The following is a 23,547-nucleotide window of genomic DNA, read 5'->3' as shown; positions in this document are numbered from 1 at the left end:
GCCCCCGTAGGGTGCGCATTCATTGCGCACCAATGCCCGCCCCCGCCCGCACACCGCACCGCCCCCCGGCCATCCGCCATTTCCCGCCACGACCCTCTTGCGGAGGCCGTCGTCTGCGGCTATGACCCCCGCCGACGGGTGATTAGCTCAGCGGTAGAGCGCTTCGTTCACATCGAAGATGTCAGCGGTTCAAATCCGTTATCACCCACCATTACACTTTCCAGTAAAATAAGACAATTTGGGCCCCGGGAGGGGCCCAAATGTTACCCAAACTATCCCGAAATGTTACCCAAAACGGAGTTCGCGAAGAGGCGGAATTCGGGCCGAGGGGTAGGGGATTCGCTCTCCGTCGGACGCATCAAAGTCGAGCTACCCACCTCCGAAGTGCTGTAGACGAAGGGTAGCGGCGCATGATGGAGGGACGCAGAAGGCAACAGGCACTCACGCGCCGTCGGGCAGAGGTTCGGCCCTCTTCGCCCCCGGGTTTGATTGTAGGTGTTCAGTCACAACCAGCGCAGCGGAATCTCAGACTTCGTGATATTCGGCACGATGTCCCGAGACAGACTCAGCATCAATGTCCTAAGGGAGCTTTCATTCAGGTCTCCGCTAACTGTGGGGCCGATGACAACTTCTTGGATGGGAAACCCAATTCCGGAGAGGTCGTCGTTGGATGCTTTGACCGATCTATCATAGCTGACGGCATAGTAAGGAATTATGTTCCCCTGAAACTCGCGGAATTGAGGTGGAATCAGCTCTCGCTGAATCGGCGACAATTGAGGTGTAGTGCTAACTAGGCGCCACTCACGTTCTTCGTGAAAATCCGGGTGTTTAAGGCAAAAGAGGAGTTCTGCTGCAAGCTGGGAAAATACCTGACACGCCGCAGGAAGAAATTGATCAGACACATCTGATAGCTGCAAATCCTTGCTCCCGTCGTGAACGCCTGCGAGTAGGTTGGTTACCGCATCGTCAATAATTGATCTTTGCTGTTCAACGCCATAAATAATTCTGCGCAAGAAGCAGGGTCTATCCAAGAGTCGTATTGTGTGGAAAAAATCAAATCCAAGCGCATAGCCGCCACCCTGACCTCGATACGCCCTCCATTGGCTCAGCAGGTTCTTGTTTTCGCAAAACGAGGCGGAATATACAGCGGCACCAGAATCGAAAGGGTTGTAGCTTCGCGAAATACGAGAGAGGAACTCCTTTTGGGCTTCCGACAGGCTTGGGTCGCTGAGCTTATCTGAAATGCATTGATCTATGGCCTGTTGCGCAAATTGGAGCTCTGACATGTCATTCATATATCGCAAGTCAGTTAACCATAGTGACCGCGACGACAAGATTCCAATTAGACCTGCGGCGGACGTGTAGTGATATAGACGGTTGGGGAATGGTGCGTGGAGCGGATTCCAGCTTGCGAAGAAACGCTCCCTCGCCGTGTTCAGCGCGGCAGCTTGAAGTTCATTTATCTGCATTTCCTTCTCCGGTGCTGATGTCCACCCCATTTGAGAGATTCTCGATGCAAACACCAAGAAGATAAATTGCCGCGCGATCGAGTTTGATACCTGTTCCCTGCGAGTCGCGTTGGGACGTCAATGTTAAATTTGATAGATTGGGGCCGCTGTTATCGTTTGTTTTTGCAACTTTTGTGCGCTCGGGGTGAAGTATGACTGGGCAGCCATCTTGCAGGAAGATTGTAGACAATTCGAGTTCATATGGAGAATCTTCGATCTCGTATCTCAAGTCGAGTACCACCTGCCCACCTTTTATTCGAATAACTGAGAATCTCTTTTGTCCAGTGTATAGGTAGAAGTTTTCATTAATCACCGTCACGTTGTTTCGATCAATCTTGGCGATGATGTTTTCATCATCGGCTGATATTTGGAAGGATACGGCCAGTGCGCTTGTTTCTGGATTACGAGAAAGGGTGATAGGAGGTGTTCCGTTGACTACCAAAGGATTCTTGACGTTCCGATATAGAATTCCACCGATCAGAGCTGCGTAATCACCTGCATCATTCCACTCCACACGAGTCTCCTTGGTTTCCTCTGGCCCGTGATTTGTGGGCGGACGTCTATCCCTCGTTCTGGTAGGCTGAAACGCCTTCTTGTGGCCCGTCGTATCCTTGGCAAGTTCGGTTCACCAAGATTATGTTGGGGGCATCAATAAGCGTTTACATCTGTCATCGCGGCCAAGTGGGCTAGGCGGGCGTGAAATAATAAAATCCGCCTACGGCGGGCACATGCCGAGCCGATAACCGCTAGGTGCAGGAACAAACTAAGTACATATGCGAGACTGTCAAGGGAATAGGGGTGTCTTGGGTCAGCCGGGCAAGCTCACGTTGAATCTGCCGCGCACGCGATAACAGTGATGGTGCGGCAGGCCGGGCAGGTGGTCTTCACCTCGGAGTGATCGTCTAGCAGGTCGCGGACTCGGGCCACCAATTGGATAAGCTGCACGAACAAAGGCAGAATGAAATGCCGGCACTTCTGTTGCGGCGAAGCGCAGTTTTCGAGGGCCGGCTGCAGTGACCCAATCGCTCTCCCTTCATTGTTTTGACTCGTTTCGTGAGTCATTCACACGACCTATGCGAGTGCTTACTTGGCGTGTGGAGAAAGGCCGACGTCTTCATCTGCAAGCTGCGCAAGTTGGCGATTAGAGAAAAATAACATTTAGAAACAATATGTTAATGTACTTTGACTGTATTCCCCTTTTCCAATGCGGGGTTAACATCTGGACGTGCCGATAAAGTTAATGGATCTTGTGGGGGTGGAGCCGGGCGTATACCAATCATGGTACCGCCCGGCGAAACTGGCTCCGGCGAGGCTCGCCTTGCGACCAGCTTGGTCTCACACCCATAGCATAGTCGCAGGGCGAGCCAGCCGACAAGGTCAGACTTGCGTGGTGTGAAAGTTTCCCTTTTCGGGAGATGGAACATCAGCAAGCGGGCAGATTCGGGATTCTAGTCATAGTCAGCAACTGCGCCCGTTGCGTAAGGATGCCCCTACCGCCCTGATGGGTCCCCGGCGCGCTAAACGCGCGCTGGAGCCAGATCAGCTAGCTAGCCGCTCTCGTATGTTCGCCACGCTGGACGGATGCCAGCGCCCGCCGCGCGGCGTCCTAATCTCCCGCCGGTTCAGCTCCTTGGCGATCTGGTGAAGCGTCGTGTGGCCTTTGGCGGTGATGTCTGCCAGCACGTCAGCGAGGTCGTGAGCCCGGGCGTCGGCCCGCGCCGTAGCAGCCTGCCGGGATGCCGTGTTGCCCTTCCCTGCGCGTCTCAGGGCCGCTGCGCCGTTGGGGTTGCCGAGCTTCTGGCCCCGCGCCCGAGCAGCCGCTAACGCGGCTTTGGTGTTCCTGCTGATAGCCTCGCGCTCTTCTTGCGCCACCAGCGCCATGACACCGATTGTCAGGCTGTTGGCGTTCGGCATGTCTGCCGCCACGAAGTCCACGCCGGAGTCGCGCAGGTTCAGCAGGAAGGCGGCATTTCTCGACAGTCGATTCAACCGCGCGATGACCAAGCGTGAGCCGGTCAGCCGGGCTTCGCGGATCGCCCGATGCAGCTCCGGGCGGTCGTCCTTCTTGCCCGACTCCACCTCGATAAACTCGGCGGCGATGCTGGCACCATGGGTGGCGGCGTAAGCCGCGATCTCGGCCTGTTGGGCTTCGATCCCGAGTCCGCTTTCCCCTTGTCGCCGAGTGGAAACTCGGATGTAGGCCACAATCCGCATTCTGAACCTAATTTCCAAACTGGCGTAATGTTCGTTAGGCCAAATTATAGGCCAGAGGGGATATGATTCGATATTAAATTCGTACGTTTAGCTTGGATTCTTGGTGATGGCACCGCTTCAGTGGTCGCCAAGCCGAATTTAATAGACGTCCCATCAGGATTGCGTCATGGACCCACCCATATTGCGCTTCGCCAATATTCGGGAAGGTCAGCGGGCCAGCGTCCGACAGCGACTGAAACGCCGATTTTTCAAATGCCCTGCCTCGCTGCTGTGACGCAGTCTGCCGCTAGGTGTAGAACGCGATTTGATCCAGAGTGAGCAGTGCCTGCAGAGCCCTAACTTGAGTATATGTCGTCGCGTCAGCGGCACCGTGTCCAACGGCATGTCGCGAGCTCGCAGAACCAGACGGGCCCGAGGGATCAAAGTTGGCGTACGTATAATCTTCGAGATACTTCGCAAAATCGGACGGAAAGAGTAGTGAGTCTGAGCCTCCTGCCTTTTCCTCAGCCGATAGTTTGGCAAATTCAAGAAGCTTGCCTGTTTGCCGTGTCCCTTGGCCGGTAGCGGCCTTGTAGGCGGCCTGCAATACGCCCTCGATCTCGGTCAGAACCGTCTTGATGCAAGAAATCGGATTGTTCTGTTCGAATGCATCAACCGCAACCCTTAGAAATGGCTCCTTGGACGCAAAGTGAGGCTTCGTAAGCCACCTATCAACCATAGAATCAAGTCGGGCTCTATCAAAGCTTGCCACAAGCTTGAACTCTTGGTCGGCAAGATCAAATCCAGCTTCACAGTGGTTTGCAAGTTCCGTAAATTCGTGACCGACGATCTCAACGAATGGAAACCAACCGGCGGACCGAAGGCGCCCAAATACGGCTTGGTCTGCCAGCGTATCATATAAGTGGCGGTACTTTAGGCTTCGGTAAAGCTTGGCAAGGTCCCTACTCGCCCGAGGCAAGTCTAAATTTCCATCGCGATTGAAGTCAAAAAACAGGGCGAACCGCCAATCTTGCCGGAATAGGAAAACGATTCGGTCTTGCCGTCCGATGGTAACGCAGGGAAACTCCATGGCTGTCACGTCTGCTATGTCAGACTCGAAGATCGGTGCGCCGACGATCATTGGGCGCTTCGGCATCGCTTTGAGCGTGGTCGCGACGGTGTCCACCCACAACTTGCCCGTGTTGTCCGGTCCGATGACGAGTAAGACTGTGTCTGCCCGATCTAAGTTGACATTAGCGCCTGCGTTACGCGCTAGAGCAGTGATGTAAGAAGCGAGGTTCGGCACAATACGGTAAAACTTCGGGTCGTCCGAAGTCATCGCAAGCCTTGTCCAGATCTTGATCTCACTTCCCGGCAACCCTGCTGAAGCAGAGATTCCATGCATATTGATGTCAGTCAGCCGGATTGGTTCACCCCCATTGGCAATTGTGCCAGCGGTCAACGCATGGTCAGCAGTGGCCTGAGCCGCCGAATGCAGAGACCCGGTGCCGGGACTATTATCTTCTTGCGTCGTATCGTGACTCTCGTTCTTCTCGGTTTCCATGATTGTCAATCACGCTGAACAGTTTTGGCCGTGTCGGAATCGGATATCCGAATGGTCTGCAAAGTGATAGATGCGCCTTAGCCCGGATGCGGTCAAGGACTGCTCCGGGTGTCTGGCCTGCGCGAAGCGCAAGTGCCGTGCTTGAGCAGCAGATGGTACTCGGGGCCGTATTTGCGGCCATCAATTACGGTGGAAAAACTCTACGCAGTTTCAACGGCTTGGCGGCAAGTTCGGCCCTATTTCCGTATTGCAACATTCGTAATGGGGGCGGAGCTAGAGCCTGTGAGAACATACGCTGATACGTGTTGATCTGAACAGGACTATGGGCAAGGTATTAAAATACGCCAATACGGTGAACGGCGCTAACCCATTAATTTTGTTTTGGTTTCGTGGCCGTGTTTGCGACCGTTTTCGGGCGTATTTGCCGTAATCTGTACTTCGGCGCGTCCCTCGCCACGTTGCACCAACGCGATAGGAAAGGGCGGCCGACGCCGCCCAGATCCGATCACCCGAAGTTGCCCCCGCGTCCCCGCCGCTGAGCCCCCGCTGCAAGGCTGACAGCATTCGGCACAGCCTTGGGCTTCTGCGCCACTTCGACAAGAAGCCATGGATAGCCGCCCTTACCCCGTTTGTCGTGCTGACGCACGGCGACCGACTTCTCGCCGTCTTTGGTCTCCACCTCGAAGACTCGCCCGGCAAAGCTCTTGAGATAGCGCCCCAGCGACTTGGAGCTGTATTCGCATTCGTCACCATGTCGCGCGGGCTTCAACGGCAGCTCCAGCCTCGCTTGAGCGACCGCCGTGCAGAGTGCCGATGCCTCCACAGGCTGCCCGAGCCCATATTCCTGAGCCCACAATGCGAGCAGTGTGTCGATCTCGGTGGTGTCGTCAGAGCCAGCAACGTCGTCCAGCTTGGAGCGGTTTGCCCCCCATGATTTCCAATGAGGTGCAGCGGCCTCAAGGATGCCCACGACGACCCGGTGCCACTCGTCGTAACTGCCCGGCGCGACCGAATACTTCGGAGACGGGCGGCCTTGCTGGATCCAATTCAACACCAGCACCAACAGGGCCCGGACGTAGCGCACGCGATCCCGCTTTACATCTCCAAACAGGTCGGGGTGGGCGAAGCTGCTGGTGTCACGCGCGGCAGGATCGGCCACCTGCGGCAGCAACTCGCACAGACTCAGGCGGCGGCGCAGCTCATCTGAGAACAAGGGTCGGTTTCCGACGAAGATGAACGACGCGGTGACCATCAGACTGCGTTCGCCGCTGCGCCCAAGCTCCCGGTCGGTCCAGACCGGCTCCGTCAGGAGGGACGCCAGCGCAGCGCTATCCACCTCGTGACCTGCGCGGAGATTGTCCCAGAATACGGTTGGTGGGCTTCCCTTCAATGCAGTGAAGATGGCCTTGCGGCGTTCGTCCTCGCTCTTGGCGAGCTGCCGAGATGCGGTCGATCCCTGCACGATCATCTGCATGACCTTGGCCAGCAGCCCTCCGCCCGCTCCCGGCGTCGTCTTTGACACGAGGAGACCCATTACAGGTCCCGCGATCATCGGGCGGCAGGGCTGTTCTAACATCCAAGCGACACAGGCGAGGAAGGACGGCGGCACGGCGCTACGGGCGCGCGTACCGGCTAGGCGCCATTGTTTGTCGCCCTCGCCGCGTAGAACCGCAGCAGTGAAAGCCTCGCGCGAGAGGCCGTCCATTTCGAAATCGCAGAACAGGTCGCACAGATCGGCAATGGCCTGTGTCACATCTTCGGCGCTGACGCGCCCGCTCGGGAGATCTACGGCGAAGTCGGGTGGTGGTGCGTAATAGAGCCCCGATGCCCTGTGGTAGCCCGGCACTTTGATCAGATTGCCTTCCGTATCGAAGACGGGTGTCCGGGTAATCCCTCGCAGAACCGGCAGCGGCAACTCGGGGTGGGCGTAGAGCGTCTGGGCGACATCCTCCGGGACGCTGACACCCTGCGAAGACTCTCCATCCAAATGGAGACGTCGATATTCGGCAACGGCATTCACCCGCGCCTTGAACACCTGAAAGCTCAACGTCTCGATGGCAGCGGCCCCCGTCAGGGGGTCGGTGCGGATCTCGGCTACTTCGCTGCCGTAGCGAAACAGCGTGGGATTGTGCTTGTTCGCCCTTTCAAGCTCCCGCAGTCCGTGGCCGACTTGATGGCGGAAATCGTGCAGGTTCACGAGGTTGTACGTCATGGCCTGCGCGGCGCTTCGACTGGGGGCTTTGAGAATGTTTTTCACCGCCACACGGAGGTTTTTGAGCCAAGTCTTTTCCAGCTTCGGAAAAGCGGCCCGGAGGACGTCGAGAAATTCAACCTTGGTGTTCTCTGGTGCTTTCGCCTTCTCCAGTCCCGCGACCAGCACTGCCAGTTCTACATCAGGGGGCGTAACCTTCTTTCGGCTGAGCTCATGCAGAGCCTCACTTGCGTCCGACAGTATCAGCGCCTGAGCCTTCCGGATGCGCTCGCGCTGCTTCTGGTCGAAACTATCCCTGATTTCCTTGGCGCCCTTCGCGATGGCGGAGGGTTCAGGGATTACCAGTTCTTCCGGTTCGATTTCAGCGGCGACAGCGGCCGAGTTACTTACGTCAACAAACATTTCCATATCTTCTCCTATGCTTCGTAGCCATTTTGGACAAAGGGTCACGGCCGATTGCCGCACGGGCGTTCGGGTGCTCTTCGTGTTCGCTTGTCTGCGAGGGGTGCGGCAGTACCGCCGTCAAACACTCGTACTTACGGGAGGCGGGCTGACGCCCGCCTTCAGTGGTTAGCCGGCGTCCCGTACGAAGCCGGGCCCGCGCCTGCCGATCCTGATGGGCGTCATATCTTTGCAGACCGCCTTCAGGGCGCGATCAATTGCGATCCGGGTTTCAACCGGTGTGCCGACATCCTCCGCCAGTTCGAGCGCGTCGTGTAGCAAGTCGCGAACGCTTTCCAGTTCGGCGGAGCGATGCAAATGGAAGGGCACGCTCATGGCGCACATCCCGGCCGACCGTCAGGGTGAATGCAGAGCGGCCCCATCCGACGTTCATGTGGGTCCATTGCACTCAAGGTCCGCCCGATCTCTCGCCATCTAGCGCGCATGCGTGTTCGAACCTTCGGGCTCGGTATCCGTTCGGCGTCGCTGGCGAGCAGGGCGGTCTGCTGGATCAGCTCTGAATGAAGGTCGCACATCAGTTCTTTCCCCACATCGGGTTGGCGCTGTACGGGCCGAGGAAGCGTGGCAGCCATGTCCCATCCGGAGCTTCTCCCGCCCGAATTCCAATGAGAAAGTCCGCGCAAACATCGTCGGGAGTAATGTTCAAGATTGCTTCAATTGCATCACTCGGGGGCATTCCATTCAGAGCAAGCGGCAATATCAATGTATCGTCCTCGTTCAAGGTGATATCCGTTTCAGCGCCAATCAACTCTGCGGGCGGGCAAACCCCGGTTGCCATACGAATTTTGAGAACTCGGCCGACACTCTCAGTGTAGGAGGGCTTATGGCTATCGAAAAACCCAACCAAAAAAGCGGTCACCCATGGAGATGAGTCCAATTCATTGCATACGCAGTCCAACATTTTGTTTCCTTCTGTTTTAGCGTGGCATTCATTCACCACACGGCGAAGATACGGAATGCCGCGAAAATTTCAATACGGGTCCATGTCCCCGGATTGGCCAATGTGCTAAAACTCGGGAAAAGGAGTCAGCTTGAAGCTGAAATTTGATTTTAAGATTAAAAAATAGCTATTATTATCAGTGCGCTACAAAATCACGCATTCGTGAAAATTGGAAATCAGGGTTAGATTTTTGTCACATTTGTGGGGCTAATGGCGAGGGCCGATGATATGGCAGAGACCGGCATCCCTTATCGCGTTTCTCTAACATCTTTCTGCCATCGAGGACGGGGAATCCGCTTCAAGCGCATATTTGACGCCTGCGCGATGGGTCAATTATAAGATTGACTAATGGCTGTGTGGAGGAGTCGGAGCAGCGGTTGCTGCGAAGAGGCGTTCTCTTGGGGACATTGCCGAGGTAACCGCCCGCCCTAAGCGTCAGTGCGTGGACGCCACTCGAGTGACCACGACGTATGACCGTGTCTCGCCGATTCCGCATCGGGGCAAGGAGCCATGGAAGCGTGGGTCAAATACTTGCCGCCCTGCCTGCGGCATCATCACCGCGCAGCTCTGCCATTAGCGCGTCGTCGGCCTTGGCGTTGATCCCGTCGATGACGTTCTGCCTTGCAAGGGCGCGGTGACGCCGCTGCCGGGCCTCCTCGGCGGTCACCATGCCAAGCCAGACGCCCAGTCCGGCAATCCACGCGGCGGCGACATTAATGTCGAGTGACGCGGTGTGGCACGGAACATCCGGGCGCATCTCACCACGGGAAGCATCTGCTTCCTCGCGGGCACGGTCGTTGACGAACTGCGCGGCAGCATCCAGAGCATCGAGTGACCGCTGAAGGTAGCTGTTGCAGTCAACATTCGCACCTGCTTGGGCCGAGGCCTTCGCGGCCACAAAGTTTGCCTCTGCGGCGTAGACAAAATGTTCCAACCCATCCCAGTTCGATGGCGGCGCGCCGTGTGATACGAGACTGCTGCCGCCAGACCCGCCGATTGTTACTCGACGTGTTCGGCGCGCCCGGCGATCCTTAGCCATCCTCTTCGGCCTCCCAGCGAAGCAAATCGCGAACCATACGGGCCTCGTCCACAATCGTCTCCCGCTGACGCGGGTGGACGAACGCAAGGTGACGGTCTGCGGCTCGAATAGCATCTCGGGTTGCGTACAGTTTCTGTGCCGCGTCGGAGAAGATAGCCAAACTTCGCTTCTTCTGAGGTGAGGAGACCGCCGGATCAGCCTGCAGGCGGGTGGCATGCTCTCTTGCGAAGGCTAGAACCTCATCCCAAAGGGAGAGAAGCGTCTCGCTATTCACGTCGTCACGCCAAGCCCGCGCGGCGCGCTAGTGCCAGTCGGGTTGCGCGATCCTTGATGCTGTTGATGGTGGAGAGATCAGGGACATTGCCGCTGTCGGCATTGCCCGGCTTCCCCGCAGCGATACCACCGAGGCTCCGGGCGTAGGAAATCCGTTTATCCCTCGGGAGCGACTGGGCGTATTCCGAAATCTCACGACGGGCCTTAGCATCATCGCTGCGGGCCTTCAGGCGCTCGGCTACGGCGGGGACGTTTTTGAGCTGTGCCAACGCCTCGTCCACTCGGAACTCGAGGCCCGCGAGCACGGCGAGGCGAACCGCCTCGACCGAAAGGAGGCTGTCCGTATCCACGTCTACGCCCAGTGCCGCAGAGGCCTGTGACAACTGGTTGGTCACCTCCAAAAGGCGGGCATTGTCTTCCGGGGGCAAAAGCGAAACAAGGTGACGAAGATCGTCTGCGTCAGACATTCTGAAAATTCCTTTGTCAGTTAAGGGAAGATAGTGGGAGTCAGCTCGGGCAGCCCCGAAGCTCGGCGGCCCGAGCCAACTCAACCACCTCCGGCGCCATCGCGGAGATACCCCGGCGCCGAGAGCGGATAACAAGCAAGACGTCAGCGAGATTGTAGTGGAAACCATCGCGGCGCCGGATGCGGGGCAAGCCTTTCAGCCACTTGGCGGCAGTCCGGTAGGTGATCCCGGCTGCGGCACATAGATCGACTATAGTGATAGTGTACTGGTGCAAGGCTGCCTCACGGGTGGGAGAAGTCGACCGGCGTGTGTGCTTCCGGAGTATTTATGTAATAACATAACATTTGATAAAATGCAAGCACTTCGGAAACGCGGTCAGGAGGAACTTCCGATTGTCAGAGATTTTACCGGTGAAGCTGTTGACGCATAGACGTTGTGGGCCGCTTTGAAGCTAGATTACTTGAGCTTCATTGACGTTTGCGCGAGATAAAGCGCTGAGGATTGATCTTTGGGCTCGCGGCAAGTTAATTTTTCTCGGCCCCTTCTCAAGGATGCTTGTCGTGACAATAGCAGTGATTTGGCAGGAAAATGGTCGGCAGTGGTGTGCAGCGGACACACGGCTGGTCGCCGGATCGGAGGATAAGCCGACCACGGAGATAGCCACAAAGATATATGCAATTCCAGTTGTTGCATCAGCGATGGATCAAGAGGACCATCTTCGTATACCACATTATTGGACGCAATATGGTTTTGCCTACGCGGGATCGGCGTTGCCAGCTACGATGACGGCCGTAACGGCTTCAACTCTTCTTCAGAAGCTGGCGCGTCCGGGTGATCTCTCAAACCCGCCAACATTCGAACAGATTGCAGGGTTTGTCCATCGTTTGGCCGAGCGCTTCATGAAGGAGCGGCGCCAGTTTTCAGAGGGCAAAGGAAAGAATTCAGATGACGGGATTTTCTCGGCGGCATTCTTTGGCTGGTGTCCGCACGAGATGAAATACAAGGTCGCGCACATTGACGGCCGAATGGAAGCAGCGTTTAGGGTGGAGCTGACTTACCCCGATGCGCCTCCTAAAGACGGCGACCCGTGGCTTGTATTGGGCACAGCCAAAGAGGCATTCGATGAAGCGCTTAAAGCATACCGCCGAACTGAGCCGCACATCACCTCGGGCCTACCCCGTCGCGCAATCGACAAGATGGTCGCCGAGGGACCAGATCCAACGGTAGGCGGTGCTACGTCTATTGGTGCAGCGGGTCAAAACGGTTTCGATCTGTTCTGGGTGGCAGAGCCGATCACGCCCGGTCAGCCTCAAGCGCGTCGACTGTTCAATGGATTGGACTTGGACACCGAAGTCGGACAAATCGGTCAATACCTTGTGGCCTCCACTGGTATTGCCTAGCTGTCTTCCGGTTGGGTCTACTTCGCCCGCATTAGGGCTGTTGCTGCCTTCACCAATACTCAATCTGGTTCAGCGCCTTCCGCATCTGCATCATGCCGTCTGCGGTGTCACCCAACAACGTCTTATAGTTTCGGAGCGACTTCTGTCCGGTCACGTGCCCGATGATGCTCCGGATGACGTCATCCCCAGCATTCTGGCGCTGTAGTCGCTCCACCAACGTGTCCTTGGCGCTGTATAGAACATGCTTCCGGTTGGTCAGTCCGCCGTCCCGGATGATGGTGCGAAACTGATCACGCATCGTACCCGCCAGTGAGCCGGGTTTGCTAGCGCCGCCCTTGGCGTTCGCGTTTGCCAGTTCGCCAGCAAAGCCGCCAGACGCCAGAAAGTTTGGCAGGTCGCTAATGCCTTTTGCGATGGGTACTTTCCGGGGCATCTTGGTTTTCGTGTGGGTGATGTGCAGGATGTCGCCGTGGGCGGCGTCCGATTTGACGTTGTCCGCCGTCAGGCGGAACACCTCAACGGGACGCATTCCTGTCCACAGGATCACGCGGAAGGCCATCAGAAAGGCTTTGCGGCGCGTCGGTGATAGCCGGCTGTCACCGTCCGGCCCCCACGCCTCGTTTAGAAGCTTCCACACTTGTTTGATCTCGTTGTCATCGAAGGACTGCCAGCGCTTCTCCTCAACGGTCTCGCCGTCCTTCGGCATGCGGATGCGCGGGAAAGAGAGTTCCTTGAGGGTGGGATCGCTTTGGTATTCGTCGGCGGCCCAAGTCCATAGCGCTTTCATGGGTGCGAAGTACTGCCGAACACTGGTCGCGTTCATGGGCTTAAAGGACTCTTCCTCGTCGCCATCCCGCAGGTAGTCGCGATACTCGCGAAAAAGCTCCGGCGTGTAACTGGGTAAGCTATGGTCGCCTAGCGCCGGGTTGTTCGCGTCTGGCGAAGCGAACCGCAGGAAGCGCTTGATCTTGCCCTCGTAGGATCGCTGGGAGTTCGGGCGCAGGGCCTGCGCCTTAATGTACTGCTTCAGGAGGCCGCTAAGGCGCCGCTCGGGTGGCGTATCGTCCGGTAACGGGGCTATCTCTTCCAGAGCCGATTCCAGCATCGCGCGGTGTGCGTCATACTGCATTCGGGCAACCTTACCATCGGGGGCGGGGATGTCGGGGCGCCCGTCGACGCTTCCGCGCGACTGATCGCCGAACGCCATCACCTGAAAGCCAACGAGTTGATGGTAGCGTTTTGCGCGGTCTGGTTCGTCCTCGGCGCTCAGCAGAACCTCCGGGACGCGCCGCCACATTTCCCCGAGTAAGGACTCCGTTGTGTGCCCAAGGTCCGACGGCTCGACCGGCTCGCCCTTGGCTTCCAACTCGGCAATGATGGGGGTGACCGACTCCACATATTCGTGCCCGTCACTTGGTGCGCCCTGTGCCTCCAAATCAGCCATCCGAGCTTGTGTCCGTCTGCGGGCTAGTTCCACCTTCGTCTCGGTCGCCGTCTCCGGGTCGCGGAGGCGGGCAATTAGGGCGTCGTGCTCGACCCGTAGCGACTGTGCGCGCCGCTCGGCCTCGGTTCTGTTCTGGCTCAGTGACCGTCGCCAGCGCTTCGCGCCGATGGCTTGTTGAAGGTCAATGGGCACTCTGCGAATGTAGCGCCAATAGCCGTCTTCCTCCCTCTTAAGGTACTTCGCCTTCTGGTGTTTGTCGGAGTTCATGACGGCCTCAAAGTCCCAAAATGTTACCCATAAATGCTCGAGATGTTACCCAAAATCAACGCAAAAATTATTGAATATTGGGTAAAAATAGGAAAAACAGGGCGAGCGAATGGTGATGGGTGATTTAAATCCGTTATCACCCACCATAATTCGCGCGCCCGAGGCCCGGCTTCGGGCGCGCTTTCGTTTGGCCTGGATGCAGAACGGCCTCGGTTGACAGGGCCGGGAGGCGCGCCTAGACCGATGAGTTCAGATGCCCGCCGTCCGCCGGCCCATAGAATCCCCGAGGCCCAGGTGAAAACCGTCGCGATCGTCATTCCGATGCATAACGAGGCGGGGGCCGTGGCCCCGCTCGTCACGGGCATCCGCGCCGCCTGCGCGAGCCTTGCGAGCTTCGAGATCATCGCTGTCGACGACGGCTCCACCGACGACACAGCCGAGCGTCTCCGCGCGCTGATGGCCGACGTGCCCGAGCTGCGCCTGCTTCAGCACCCGAAGGCGGGCGGGCAGAGCGCGGCGGTCCATTCCGGCGTCCTGGCTGCCGAGGCCGGGATCATCTGCACGCTGGACGGCGACGGCCAGAACCCGCCCGAGGAGCTTCCGAAGCTCTGGGCGCCGTTCCTCGCCGATACCGCCGGCCGCATCGGCCTTGTCGCCGGCCAGCGTGTCGCGCGGCAGGATACGCTCTCCAAACGGCTTGCGTCGCGCCTGGCCAACCGCATTCGCGCCTTCATTCTGAAGGACGGCACGCGGGACACGGGCTGCGGCCTGAAGGGTTTCCGGCGCGAGGCCTTCCTCGCCTTCCCCTATTTCGACCACATGCACCGCTACCTGCCCGCGCTGGCCAAGCGCGACGGCTGGGAGGTGGTGCTGGTCGACGTCTCCCATCGTGAACGCGCGGCGGGCAAGTCGAAATATTCGAATTTCCAGCGCGCCCTCGTCGGGGTGGCCGATCTCGCCGGGGTCGCCTGGCTGATCCGCCGCCGCAAGAAGGCGCGCGCGGTCGAACGTGCGGGCGGGCAGGGAGGCGGGCTTGACTGAGACGCTGGTACGGTTCTTTCACGCGGGCTCGATGGCAGGGCTCGTCTGGATCGCCATCGGCCTCCTGGGCCAGGCGCTCTTCACCGCGCGCTTTCTTGTGCAATGGCTGGCCTCCGAACGGGCGAAGCGCTCGGTCATGCCGGTGGCCTTCTGGTATTTCTCCATCGGTGGCGGGCTGATTCTGCTGGCCTATGCCATCGCCCGGCACGATCCGGTCTTCACCATCGGGCAATCCCTCGGCGTGGTGATCTACGCCCGGAACCTCTGGCTGATCCGTGCAGAGCGCCGCAGCGCCTGAGCGGCGGGGCTGGCTCGCGCCGGTCCTGCTGATCGTCCTCGCGGTCACCGCTGCCCGGCTGCTGGCCCTGGCCTTCGACCGGACCGACCTCTTCCTGGACGAGTCGCAATACTGGCTCTGGGGGCAGGACCTTGCCTTCGGATATTACTCCAAGCCCCCGCTGATCGGCTGGGTGATCCGCGCCGTGACCACCATCGCCGGGTCAGAGGCGCCGTTCTTCGTCCGCCTCGCCGCCCCGCTCGCCCATGCGGCGACGGCCGTCCTGCTGGCCGCCACGGCGGCGGAGCTCGCCGGCCGCCGCGCCGCGGTCTGGGTGGCGGCGGGCTACCTGAGCCTGCCGATGGTGGGGGTGGGCAGCCTCCTGATCACCACCGACACGATCATGTTCCCCTTCCTGGCGCTCGCGCTCTGGGCCTGGCTGCGCGCCGCGCGCGGCGGCGGGGCGGGCTACGCGGCGCTCGCGGGTCTCGGCCTTGGCCTTGGGGCCATGGCGAAATATGCCGCGCTCTACTTCATCCTTGGCGGCGCGCTTGCGGCCCTTCTGGTGACCGAGGCGCGCCCGGGCTGGCGGGCGGCGGGTATCGCGCTTGGCGTCGCGTTCCTGTGCCTCTTGCCGAACATCCTCTGGAACGCGGTCAACGGCTGGCCGACGCTGCACCACACCGCCGACAACATGGACTGGGTGAACGACCCGGAAGATCGCACCGGCCTCCACCTTGGCGCCGCGCTGTCATTCCTGGCGGCGCAGTTCGGCGTCTTCGGCCCGCTGAGCTTCGCGGGCCTGCTGGCGCTCTCGGCCCGCTGGCGCCGCCGCGCCGCGTGGGAGCGGGCGATGATCGCCACGTCCCTGCCGGTGGTCGCGCTGGTGACGGTGCAGGCGCTCCTGTCCCATGCCTTCGCCAACTGGGCGGTGGCGGCCTACCTGCCGGCTGCGCTCCTCCTTTTCGCCTGTGCCGCGCGCCACCCCCGCTTCGGGGCGCTGACCGTCGCGGTGAACGCCGCGATCTGCCTTTTCCTGATTGCGCTGGTGATCTACCCCGAGGCGGTGGTGATGCCGAACGGCCGTGCGCTGATGGCCCGCTACATGGGCCGCGCCGCCGTCAGCCGCGAGATCATCGCGACCGCCAGGGCGAACCACCTCCGCTCGGTCGTCGCTACCAGCCGGGCGCTGCAGGCCGATCTCTTCTACACCGGGCGGGCGTCCGGCCTTGGCCTCTATGCCGCCCCCGCGCCGGGCTGCCCGGCAGGCGACACGGACTGCTACAACGACCAGTACCAGATGACCCACCCGGTCCCCCCCGTGCTTCCCGGCGACGCGCTTTTCGCCACGCCCGGTGGGCCGCCCCGCTGCGGCGGCGAGAAGCTGAAGGTGCTGCAGCCGGTGCCCGGCACCTGGCAACGCGGCCCCGTCACCCTCTGGCGCGTGCCGGGCGACTGCTGGGTCGCCAAGGGCTGACCCGCGCGCCGGAGAGGCCGTTACCCCGTCACACCATCTTGCGCCCCGCCCGGCCGCCGGGGTAGGAAAGCGCCCAGGCCTTCGGCCCGGGTGATTAGCTCAGTTGGTAGAGCGCCTCGTTTACACCGAGGATGTCGGGAGTTCGAGCCTCTCATCACCCACCATCTATCCCGCTAATGACGTCTGGTGTGCTGAGAACAGGTCTCGGGTCCCGTTCCGTAGGTGCGGTGCCGGTCACCTCTTCGGAGGCAGTGTTGGCGGGCCGCGCCAGGCCTCCGTGGTCAAGAGCCTCCGCCAGTTCCGCGATCACGATCTTTTCGTCATGTCCACGAAACCGGCAGCAGCTCAAAGTGGCTATCGGGCGCCCGTGCTGTTAGAGCGGCTCTCGCAGCAAGAAGGTGGACAAGCCATGCAGCCTAACCCGCAGAGATTCCTGAACAGCCTTCATCAGCTTCGGTCCATCGGTGCTGTGGGCAAGGGGGTGGTGCGTCCCGCTTACACTGACAAGGATATCGAGGCGCGGAAGTGGCTCGCCGCGCAGTTCGCGGAGGCGGGACTGACCCCCTACTTCGACCCGGTCGGCAATCTCTTCGGTCTCGCGGGTGACGGCCCCAGCCTGCTCATGGGATCGCATTCCGATACCCAACCCGAGGGTGGCTGGCTCGACGGCGCTTACGGCGTGATGGTCGCGCTGGAGATAGCTCGCGCGGCAAAGGAAGCGGGTGGCCCTGACATCTCCGTTGTGAGCTTTCAGGACGAAGAGGGCCGCTACGGCGTGACCACCGGCTCGACCGTCTGGGCGGGCGGGCGGAGCCTCGAGGAGGCCGACACGCTGACCGCCTCGGACGGGACCAGCTATGCCGAGGGGCGCGCGAAGATGGCTGATCTGGTCAGCGGCGACTTCCTCGATCCTGCACGCTTCACCGGTTTCATCGAGGCGCATATCGAGCAGGGGCCGTATCTCGATACGTCGGGCGAGCACGTCGGGGTTGTGACCTCCATTGTTGGCATCCGCGACATGCGGATCACGCTGACGGGCCAGTCGAACCACGCCGGCACGACGCCCATGCATCTGCGCCGCGACGCTTTTCAAGGGCTGTCGGAGTTCAACCAACGCCTGAACGACCGGCTGCGCAACGTGGTGCTTCCCGAGACGGTATGGACGATCGGTCATGTAAGCGTTCACCCCAACGGCTCTTCGATCGTGCCAGGACGGGTGATGTTCTCGATGCAGTGGCGGGATGGCGATAGCGGCCGCTTGGCAGCGATGGAGGCGATCATCCGCGAGACTGTTGCCGAAGTTGCCGAAGACCGAGGATTGGAGGTCGAATTCGGCCAGTTGCTGGGGCTGGAGCCGGTCGCGATGGACCCTCGCCTGCAACAGGCGCTGGCACATGCCGCGGAAGCCGAGGCGCCGGGCAAGTGGCGCCGTATGCCCTCTGGGGCGCTGCACGACACCACAAGTGTTGCGCGGCACATGCCAGCTGCGATGCTCTTTGTCCCCTCGATCAACGGGGTAAGCCACAACTTCGACGAGGACACGCGAGAGGAAGATCTTGTCGTCGGCCTCAACGTGCTGGCCCGTGCAGTAGCTGCACTTTAGGCGGAGCGCGGGCAACGGCCCCGGGTGAATGACTGGCCGGCGATAGTGAGCGTGAGCTGTCTCCTGTTTCAGCGCATGGTCGTGAAACCCGGCTTGTCCGGGCCCTGCCGGGCAGCGCCGCCGTACCGGCGTCGTCACTCACCTGACCTGCTCCGTGGCGGGGACTGATTGGCCCGGCAGAGGAAGCAACGGTCTTCGAGATACCCGTCCCCGGCGCTCCTTCTGCGCGTGCAAGGGGCCGACTGGTGTGGCAGCCATTGGAGGTTCGGGCAAGGCGAGCGGAAGCGGGCGAGGGCATCACCCTGGCAATGGGGCCCGGACCCTGGAGCCCGGGCTCCGTGGGTGGGCTACCGGTTTGCGGACTGCTGACGCTCGAACATCCACCCGGGATATTCCTTGTCCAACGCACTCACGTCCGCCAGTTGCGCAAGCTCATCTTCGCTCAGCTTCACGTTAGGGGCTTTCAGGTTGTCTTGGAGCTGATCGGCCCGCTTGGCACCGATGATGACGCTTGTGACCGCTGGTTGATGGAGCAGCCAGGCGAGAGCGATCTGCGCGACCGAAGCCGACTTCGCGTCGGCGATCGCCCGCATGATCTCGACGATGCGGTCGGCTTTCGGTTTGTCGATCGGCGGGAAGTCGAAATTCGCGCGCCGGCCGTCGCCCGTCGCGCCGGTAAATTTCCCGCTCAGGTAGCCCCCGGCAAGCGGACTCCAGACCATGAGACCCACCCCTTCGGAGTTGAGAGCTGGAATGATCTCTCGCTCAAGCTCGCGTCCGGCAATGGTATAGTAGGACTGGATCGACCGGATGGGCGCGAAGCCGCGCCGCTCGGCGATGCCCAAGGCCTTGACCAGCTGCCAGGCGGCCCAGTTCGAAACACCGACGTAGCGGACCTTTCCGGCACGGACGAGGTCGTTCAGCGCGTCCATCTGCTCCTCTACCGGCGTCTCGAGGTCGAAGCCGTGGAGTTGATACAGGTCGATGTGATCAAGGCCGAGCCGGGCAAGACTCGCGTCGCAGGCATCGATAAGATGCTTGCGCGAGGCGCCGCGGCCGTTCGGGCCCGGATGGACGCGGCCAAAGGCTTTTGTCGCGATCACCACCTCGCCGCGGGGCAGGCCCAGGTTCTTCAGAGCCTGGCCCAGCATCCGCTCGGACGCGCCTTCCGAATAGATATCCGCCGTGTCGAAGAAGTTGATACCAGCGTCGAATGCGGTCTTGACCAGAGCGGTCGCCTCATCCTGCGGGACCTGACCGATCGCTTTCCACATTCCGGAGCCGCCGGCGAACGTCATCGTTCCAAGGCAAAGCTCGGATACCTTGAGGCCAGATTTGCCAAGGGCTCGATATTCCATTGTTCACGCCTCCTGCCGCATACAAGTAACCGAAGCAGCTTCGAGAGCTGCGGTACACCGGTTAGCTAATCCGCAATCCATTTGACGCAAGCCAGATGACGGACGGGTGGCGACACACTCACGCGAGGATCGTGCGCCGGTCAGATCTCAGACTGGAGTCCCTCCTTTTGGTCGAGCATCTTGACGACATGCGTGCCAGTCAGACTTCGGGCTCGGAGGCCGGCTTTGGGAAGCCGGCCCCCGTGGCGATCTCGATCCTGGGTTTCTTCGGACGCAGCTCGAGCATGCGCTCCGCAGGGCAGTGAACCCGGCTGGTCACACCGGGCTGACTGCACCGTCCCTGTGATCCGCCAGGAATGCCGCCCGCCGCGCGAACAGATCCGGCAGGACGGCGTGGACCTCGGCGATCAGCCCGTCGAGGTCGGCGTTCAGCAGCCGGCCCGCCTCGGCCACGACGCGGCCGTCCACCATCGTCATCTCCACATCGGATCCGCGGGCGGCATGAACCAGGTTGTAGTGCAGGTTGAAGAATTCGCCCTCTCCCAGAAGGGGCGTCATGCGCGGGGTGTCGGTGCGCACCGCGATGATGTCCGCGCGCTTGCCGGGTTCCAGCGATCCGATCGTGTCCCCCATGCCGATGCTGCGCGCGCCGTCGATCGTGGCCATGCGCAGCACCTGCCAGCCGTCGAGCGCCCCGGCATCGAGTGTGTTCAGCTTGGCCAGGAGGGAGGCGCATTTCATGTCGTCGAACATGTCCAGGTTGTTGTTTTCCTTCTCCCCGTCGGTGCCGATGCCGACGGCGACCCCGGCCTTCAGCAGCTTCTCCACTGGGGCGATCCCGCTGGCGAGCTTCATGTTGCTGACGGGGTTGTGGGCCACGCCGGCCCCATGCTCGGCCAAAAGCGCGATTTCGCCGTCGTCCAGCCAGACGCAGTGGGCAAGCAGCGTGTGCCTCGGCTCGAAGAACCCGAGATCGCGCAGGACGTGGATGGAGCGCTTGCCGTAGCGCCGGTCCATTTCCCGCAGCTCGATCTCGGCCTCGTTGCTGTGGGTGTGAAAGCCTGTGTCGTATTTCAGGGCGAGGTCGATGAAGGCGCGATGGCGCTCCGGTGACGCGTAGAAGAGATGTTCGAGCCCGACCCAGACGCTGATCCGGCCCTCCGCCCCGCCGTGCCAGTCCTCCAGCAGCCGCTCGTTGCTGTCGAGCGTCTCGAAGTAGTCGTAATCGGGATGCTCGCCCACATAGGGCACCAGCACAGCGCGCAGGCCGAGCCTGTCGGCCGCCCGCGCGCTGCCATGCATGAAGCGCCACATGTCGACCACCGTCGTCGAGCCCGCCAGAAGGCTCTCGGCATAGCAGAGCCACGAGGCGGCCTCGGCCTCCCGCGCGTTCAGCACGCGGTGCATCGGATCGATATACATCCGCAGCCAGTCCCAGACGGGCAGCCCCTCCGCCGTGCCGCGCAACAGGCCGGAATGGCTGTGGGCGTTGACCAGCCCGGGCATCAGAAGACAGTTGCCGTAGTGGGTGCGGGCCGCGTCCGGATGCTTTCCTTCAAGCTCCGTCCGCTTGCCGACGGCCTGGATCGTCCCGTTGCGGACAAGAACCGCGCCGTCGGTCAGCACGGTGTTGGCCGCATCCATCGTCAGCACATGGCCGGCACTCAGAAGCTGGTCGTCGCCCATCGGAACCCTTCCATCATAATGGTTTCAGGCTTGAGGCTACGGGCCGGGGGTGTTCCATTCAAACGCAAAGAAATGCACATCGCGTTCTATAAATGAGGACACACTCGCCATGCCTCTGCTCACCCGGGCCGCCCTAGTCTTCGAGACTGTCGTTAGCGCAGGTTCGATCCGGAAGGCATCGGAGCGGATCAACCTGGCGCCTTCGGCGATCGACCGTCAGATCCTGAACCTCGAGGCGGAGATGGGAACGCCGCTTCTGACCCGCCACGCCCGGGGCATGACCCCGACCGAGGCGGGCAAGCTGGTGGTGGACCGCATCCGGGCGTGGCAGGGGGAAGATCAGGCCCTGCGCGGCGAGATCGAGATGCTGAAGGGCCGGAAGGGGTTGGTCCGGATCGGCATCATGGAATGCTTCACCCGCACGGTTCTTCCCGCGGTCTTCCGCAGGCTGGAAGCGATGCACGGCGCGACGACGCTGGATGTCTTCACCGGCGGCACGGCACGGATCGCGCAGCGGATGCTGGCGGGCGAACTCGACCTCGCGGTGGCCTTCAACATGCCCGGCGATCTCGGGCTGCGGGTTCTCTTCGAAACCGCGCTCGACATCGGCATCGTGCTGCGGCCGACGCCCGATCTGGTACGGAAGGGGGCGCTGGCCCGTTCGGACCTGCAGGGCCGGCACGTCGTCCTGTCGGATCGCTCGCTGACCGTGGAACCCATCGTGCGGGCGATGATGGAGCGGATGGGCCTGAACTCCCAGGCCATCGCGCGGTCCAACTCCATCGAGGCGATCAAGTCGCTGGTGATGGCGGGCGCGGGCGTGGGTTTCCTCACCTGGGCGGATGTCTGCGAAGAGGTGCGGCGGGGCGACCTGCTCTTCCTGCCGATGGCGGCGGGCCGCGCGACAGAGGTGCTGTCGCTGACCGGCCGCCCCCCGGCACAGACATCGCAGAGCGCGAGCGCCCTGTCGGCGATCCTCATCGACACGCTCGCCGGCATCGCGGCGGAGGCGAAGGCGCTCCCGGGGGCCGCGCGCGGATAGCGCGGCCCATCCCCGGGACGCAGCACCGGCAGGGGCCGGACGCATGCCATCGGCATCCTCGGGATGCCCTGGGACTTCACATGCGCGTGTGATCCCTTCCGCCCATCCAGTCCAGGGCCTTCATGTGCCCTCCGGGGTGGACATTGCCCCCCGACTTGGTCCTCATTTGCCGAAGACGGGGGATGCGGATCACCAAGGCATCTGATCGAACCACGACCGGCGGCCGTTACGGACGCCGGTGGCCCGGCCATTTTTCCGGCGGGCCGAACGAGGACGAAGGAGGATACGATGGGGCTGTTGATCGAGGGCCACTGGCAGGCAGACGACCCGCGCAAGAGGGCTGACGCAAGCGGGCGGTTCCAGCGACCCGACACTGTCTTCCGCAACTGGATCACCCCCGACGGCGCTCCGGGGCCAAGCGGCGAGGGCGGTTTCAAGGCCGAGGCGGGCCGCTACCACCTCTATGTCTCACTTGCCTGTCCCTGGGCGCATCGCACCCTGATCTTCCGCCGCCTCAAGGGGCTGGAGGAGATGATCGACCTTTCCGTCGTCCACTGGCACCTCGGCGAGCAGGGCTGGAGCTTCGACGACGGCCCCGGGACCATGGCCGACCCGATCCTGGGCGCGCGCTACCTGCGGGAGGTTTACCTCGCCGCGAAGCCCGACTGCACCAGCCGTGTCACCGTCCCGGTGCTCTGGGACCGGGCTCAGGGCAGGATCGTGAGCAACGAATCCTCCGAGATCATCCGGATGTTCAATTCCGCCTTCGACGGTCTCGGCGCCGCCCCGGGCGATTATTATCCGGCCGACCTGCGGGCCGAGATCGACGCGCTGAACGACCGCATCTACGCGACTGTGAACAACGGCGTCTACCGCTGTGGGTTCGCCCGCAGCCAGGGCGCTTACGAGGAGGCCGCCGGGGAGCTTTTCGCAACGCTGGACATGCTCGACGATCGCCTCGCCAGCCGCCGCTTCCTCTGCGGCGACCGCGTCACGGAGGCGGACTGGCGCCTCTTCGTGACGCTTCTGCGCTTCGATCCCGTCTATGTCGGACTTTTCAAGTGCAACCTGCGGCGCATCGCAGATTACGCGAACCTGAGCCGTTACTTCGCCGAACTGCGCGCCTGGCCGGGGGTAGAGGAGACCATCGACCTGCACCACATCCGCCACCACTATTACGAGAGCCTGACGTCGATCAACCCGACGGGCATCGTCCCCATCGGACCGGCCTCCGCGCTGTAAGGGCGCCAGCCCGCACGGCCCCTGCTGCGGCCTTCCAGGCGGGTCCGCGCCA

19 protein-coding genes and 2 tRNA genes are annotated in these 23,547 nt (G+C 61.3%); 9 read left to right on the top strand and 12 right to left on the bottom strand.

The genetic code is table 11. From position 1 onward, the window contains the following. Nucleotides 1-136: 136 nt before the first annotated feature. Nucleotides 137-211, top strand: a tRNA-Val gene (locus EIP85_RS12520). 292 nt (nucleotides 212-503) lie between these two features. Here the strand turns inward: EIP85_RS12520 and EIP85_RS12515 are convergent. From EIP85_RS12515 to EIP85_RS12475, 9 genes are all read right to left on the bottom strand, one after another. After that, on the bottom strand, nucleotides 504-1,469 hold the full coding sequence (locus EIP85_RS12515) for a DUF2971 domain-containing protein (RefSeq protein ID WP_164871718.1): 966 nt from the start codon (nucleotides 1,467-1,469) through the stop codon (nucleotides 504-506). Beyond that, complete coding sequence (locus tag EIP85_RS12510) at nucleotides 1,456-2,022, bottom strand: hypothetical protein (protein WP_127902520.1); 567 nt, start codon at nucleotides 2,020-2,022, stop codon at nucleotides 1,456-1,458. The genes EIP85_RS12515 and EIP85_RS12510 overlap by 14 nt, the downstream gene beginning before the upstream one ends. 1,025 nt (nucleotides 2,023-3,047) lie before the next feature. Next, nucleotides 3,048-3,722 carry a recombinase family protein gene (locus tag EIP85_RS12505; RefSeq protein ID WP_127902519.1) on the bottom strand — a complete coding sequence of 225 codons (675 nt, stop codon included), beginning with the start codon at nucleotides 3,720-3,722 and terminating at the stop codon, nucleotides 3,048-3,050. 286 nt (nucleotides 3,723-4,008) lie between these two features. Next, complete coding sequence (locus tag EIP85_RS23030; RefSeq protein ID WP_206615528.1) at nucleotides 4,009-5,265, bottom strand: hypothetical protein; 1,257 nt, start codon at nucleotides 5,263-5,265, stop codon at nucleotides 4,009-4,011. Nucleotides 5,266-5,770: 505 nt separating this feature from the next. Further along, nucleotides 5,771-7,885: a hypothetical protein gene (locus EIP85_RS12495; RefSeq protein ID WP_127902518.1), complete on the bottom strand. Its 2,115-nt coding sequence runs from the start codon at nucleotides 7,883-7,885 to the stop codon at nucleotides 5,771-5,773. A gap of 162 nt (nucleotides 7,886-8,047) precedes the next feature. Further along, nucleotides 8,048-8,254, bottom strand: coding sequence for a hypothetical protein (locus EIP85_RS12490; RefSeq protein ID WP_127902517.1), 207 nt, complete (start codon nucleotides 8,252-8,254; stop codon nucleotides 8,048-8,050). Between the two features lie 199 nt (nucleotides 8,255-8,453). Further along, nucleotides 8,454-8,840 carry a hypothetical protein gene (locus EIP85_RS12485; protein WP_127902516.1) on the bottom strand — a complete coding sequence of 129 codons (387 nt, stop codon included), beginning with the start codon at nucleotides 8,838-8,840 and terminating at the stop codon, nucleotides 8,454-8,456. Between the two features lie 562 nt (nucleotides 8,841-9,402). Further along, nucleotides 9,403-9,918, bottom strand: coding sequence for a hypothetical protein (locus EIP85_RS12480; protein WP_127902515.1), 516 nt, complete (start codon nucleotides 9,916-9,918; stop codon nucleotides 9,403-9,405). A 278-nt stretch (nucleotides 9,919-10,196) separates the two neighbouring features. Next, complete coding sequence (locus EIP85_RS12475) at nucleotides 10,197-10,658, bottom strand: hypothetical protein (protein WP_127902514.1); 462 nt, start codon at nucleotides 10,656-10,658, stop codon at nucleotides 10,197-10,199. 560 nt (nucleotides 10,659-11,218) lie between these two features. Between EIP85_RS12475 and EIP85_RS12470 the strand changes: the two genes are divergently transcribed. Next, nucleotides 11,219-12,058, top strand: coding sequence for a type 1 periplasmic-binding domain-containing protein (locus EIP85_RS12470; protein ID WP_127902513.1), 840 nt, complete (start codon nucleotides 11,219-11,221; stop codon nucleotides 12,056-12,058). Between the two features lie 49 nt (nucleotides 12,059-12,107). On the opposite strand, the gene EIP85_RS12465 is transcribed toward EIP85_RS12470, so the two are convergent. Further along, nucleotides 12,108-13,769, bottom strand: coding sequence for a DUF6538 domain-containing protein (locus EIP85_RS12465; RefSeq protein ID WP_127902512.1), 1,662 nt, complete (start codon nucleotides 13,767-13,769; stop codon nucleotides 12,108-12,110). 294 nt (nucleotides 13,770-14,063) lie between these two features. Here EIP85_RS12465 and EIP85_RS12460 point away from each other — a divergent pair, with 294 nt between their 5' ends. The 5 genes from EIP85_RS12460 to EIP85_RS12440 all read left to right on the top strand — a co-directional run bounded on the left by EIP85_RS12460 (nucleotide 14,064) and on the right by EIP85_RS12440 (nucleotide 18,167). Next, entirely contained in the window at nucleotides 14,064-14,810 is a 747-nt protein-coding gene (locus EIP85_RS12460; RefSeq protein WP_241559996.1) for a glycosyltransferase family 2 protein, read from the top strand. Nucleotides 14,811-14,841: 31 nt separating this feature from the next. Further along, the gene (locus EIP85_RS12455; RefSeq protein ID WP_127902568.1) at nucleotides 14,842-15,108 is read left to right on the top strand and encodes a lipid-A-disaccharide synthase N-terminal domain-containing protein; all 267 of its coding nucleotides are present in this window, start codon (nucleotides 14,842-14,844) and stop codon (nucleotides 15,106-15,108) included. After that, on the top strand, nucleotides 15,086-16,564 hold the full coding sequence (locus EIP85_RS12450) for an ArnT family glycosyltransferase (protein ID WP_127902510.1): 1,479 nt from the start codon (nucleotides 15,086-15,088) through the stop codon (nucleotides 16,562-16,564). The genes EIP85_RS12455 and EIP85_RS12450 overlap by 23 nt, the downstream gene beginning before the upstream one ends. Nucleotides 16,565-16,652: 88 nt before the next feature. Further along, a tRNA-Val gene (locus EIP85_RS12445) sits at nucleotides 16,653-16,728 on the top strand. Between the two features lie 245 nt (nucleotides 16,729-16,973). Beyond that, nucleotides 16,974-18,167, top strand: coding sequence for a hydantoinase/carbamoylase family amidase (locus EIP85_RS12440; RefSeq protein ID WP_127902567.1), 1,194 nt, complete (start codon nucleotides 16,974-16,976; stop codon nucleotides 18,165-18,167). A gap of 347 nt (nucleotides 18,168-18,514) precedes the next feature. Here EIP85_RS12440 and EIP85_RS12435 read toward each other — a convergent pair whose 3' ends face one another. Further along, nucleotides 18,515-19,525 carry an aldo/keto reductase gene (locus EIP85_RS12435; protein WP_127902509.1) on the bottom strand — a complete coding sequence of 337 codons (1,011 nt, stop codon included), beginning with the start codon at nucleotides 19,523-19,525 and terminating at the stop codon, nucleotides 18,515-18,517. Between the two features lie 315 nt (nucleotides 19,526-19,840). Next, nucleotides 19,841-21,211 carry an amidohydrolase family protein gene (locus EIP85_RS12430; RefSeq protein ID WP_127902508.1) on the bottom strand — a complete coding sequence of 457 codons (1,371 nt, stop codon included), beginning with the start codon at nucleotides 21,209-21,211 and terminating at the stop codon, nucleotides 19,841-19,843. Nucleotides 21,212-21,320: 109 nt separating this feature from the next. Here EIP85_RS12430 and EIP85_RS12425 point away from each other — a divergent pair, with 109 nt between their 5' ends. Next, the gene (locus tag EIP85_RS12425; protein ID WP_127902507.1) at nucleotides 21,321-22,253 is read left to right on the top strand and encodes a LysR family transcriptional regulator; all 933 of its coding nucleotides are present in this window, start codon (nucleotides 21,321-21,323) and stop codon (nucleotides 22,251-22,253) included. Nucleotides 22,254-22,541: 288 nt separating this feature from the next. Next, nucleotides 22,542-23,495 carry a glutathione S-transferase family protein gene (locus EIP85_RS12420; protein WP_127902506.1) on the top strand — a complete coding sequence of 318 codons (954 nt, stop codon included), beginning with the start codon at nucleotides 22,542-22,544 and terminating at the stop codon, nucleotides 23,493-23,495. Nucleotides 23,496-23,547 lie beyond the last annotated feature (52 nt).

The sequence above is a fragment of the Solirhodobacter olei genome (assembly GCF_004010155.1).
In the GTDB taxonomy this organism is placed as follows: domain Bacteria; phylum Pseudomonadota; class Alphaproteobacteria; order Rhodobacterales; family Rhodobacteraceae; genus Solirhodobacter; species Solirhodobacter olei.
Note: the sequence above shows the minus strand (reverse complement) of the source record. Positions and strands in the feature narration are given on the sequence as shown.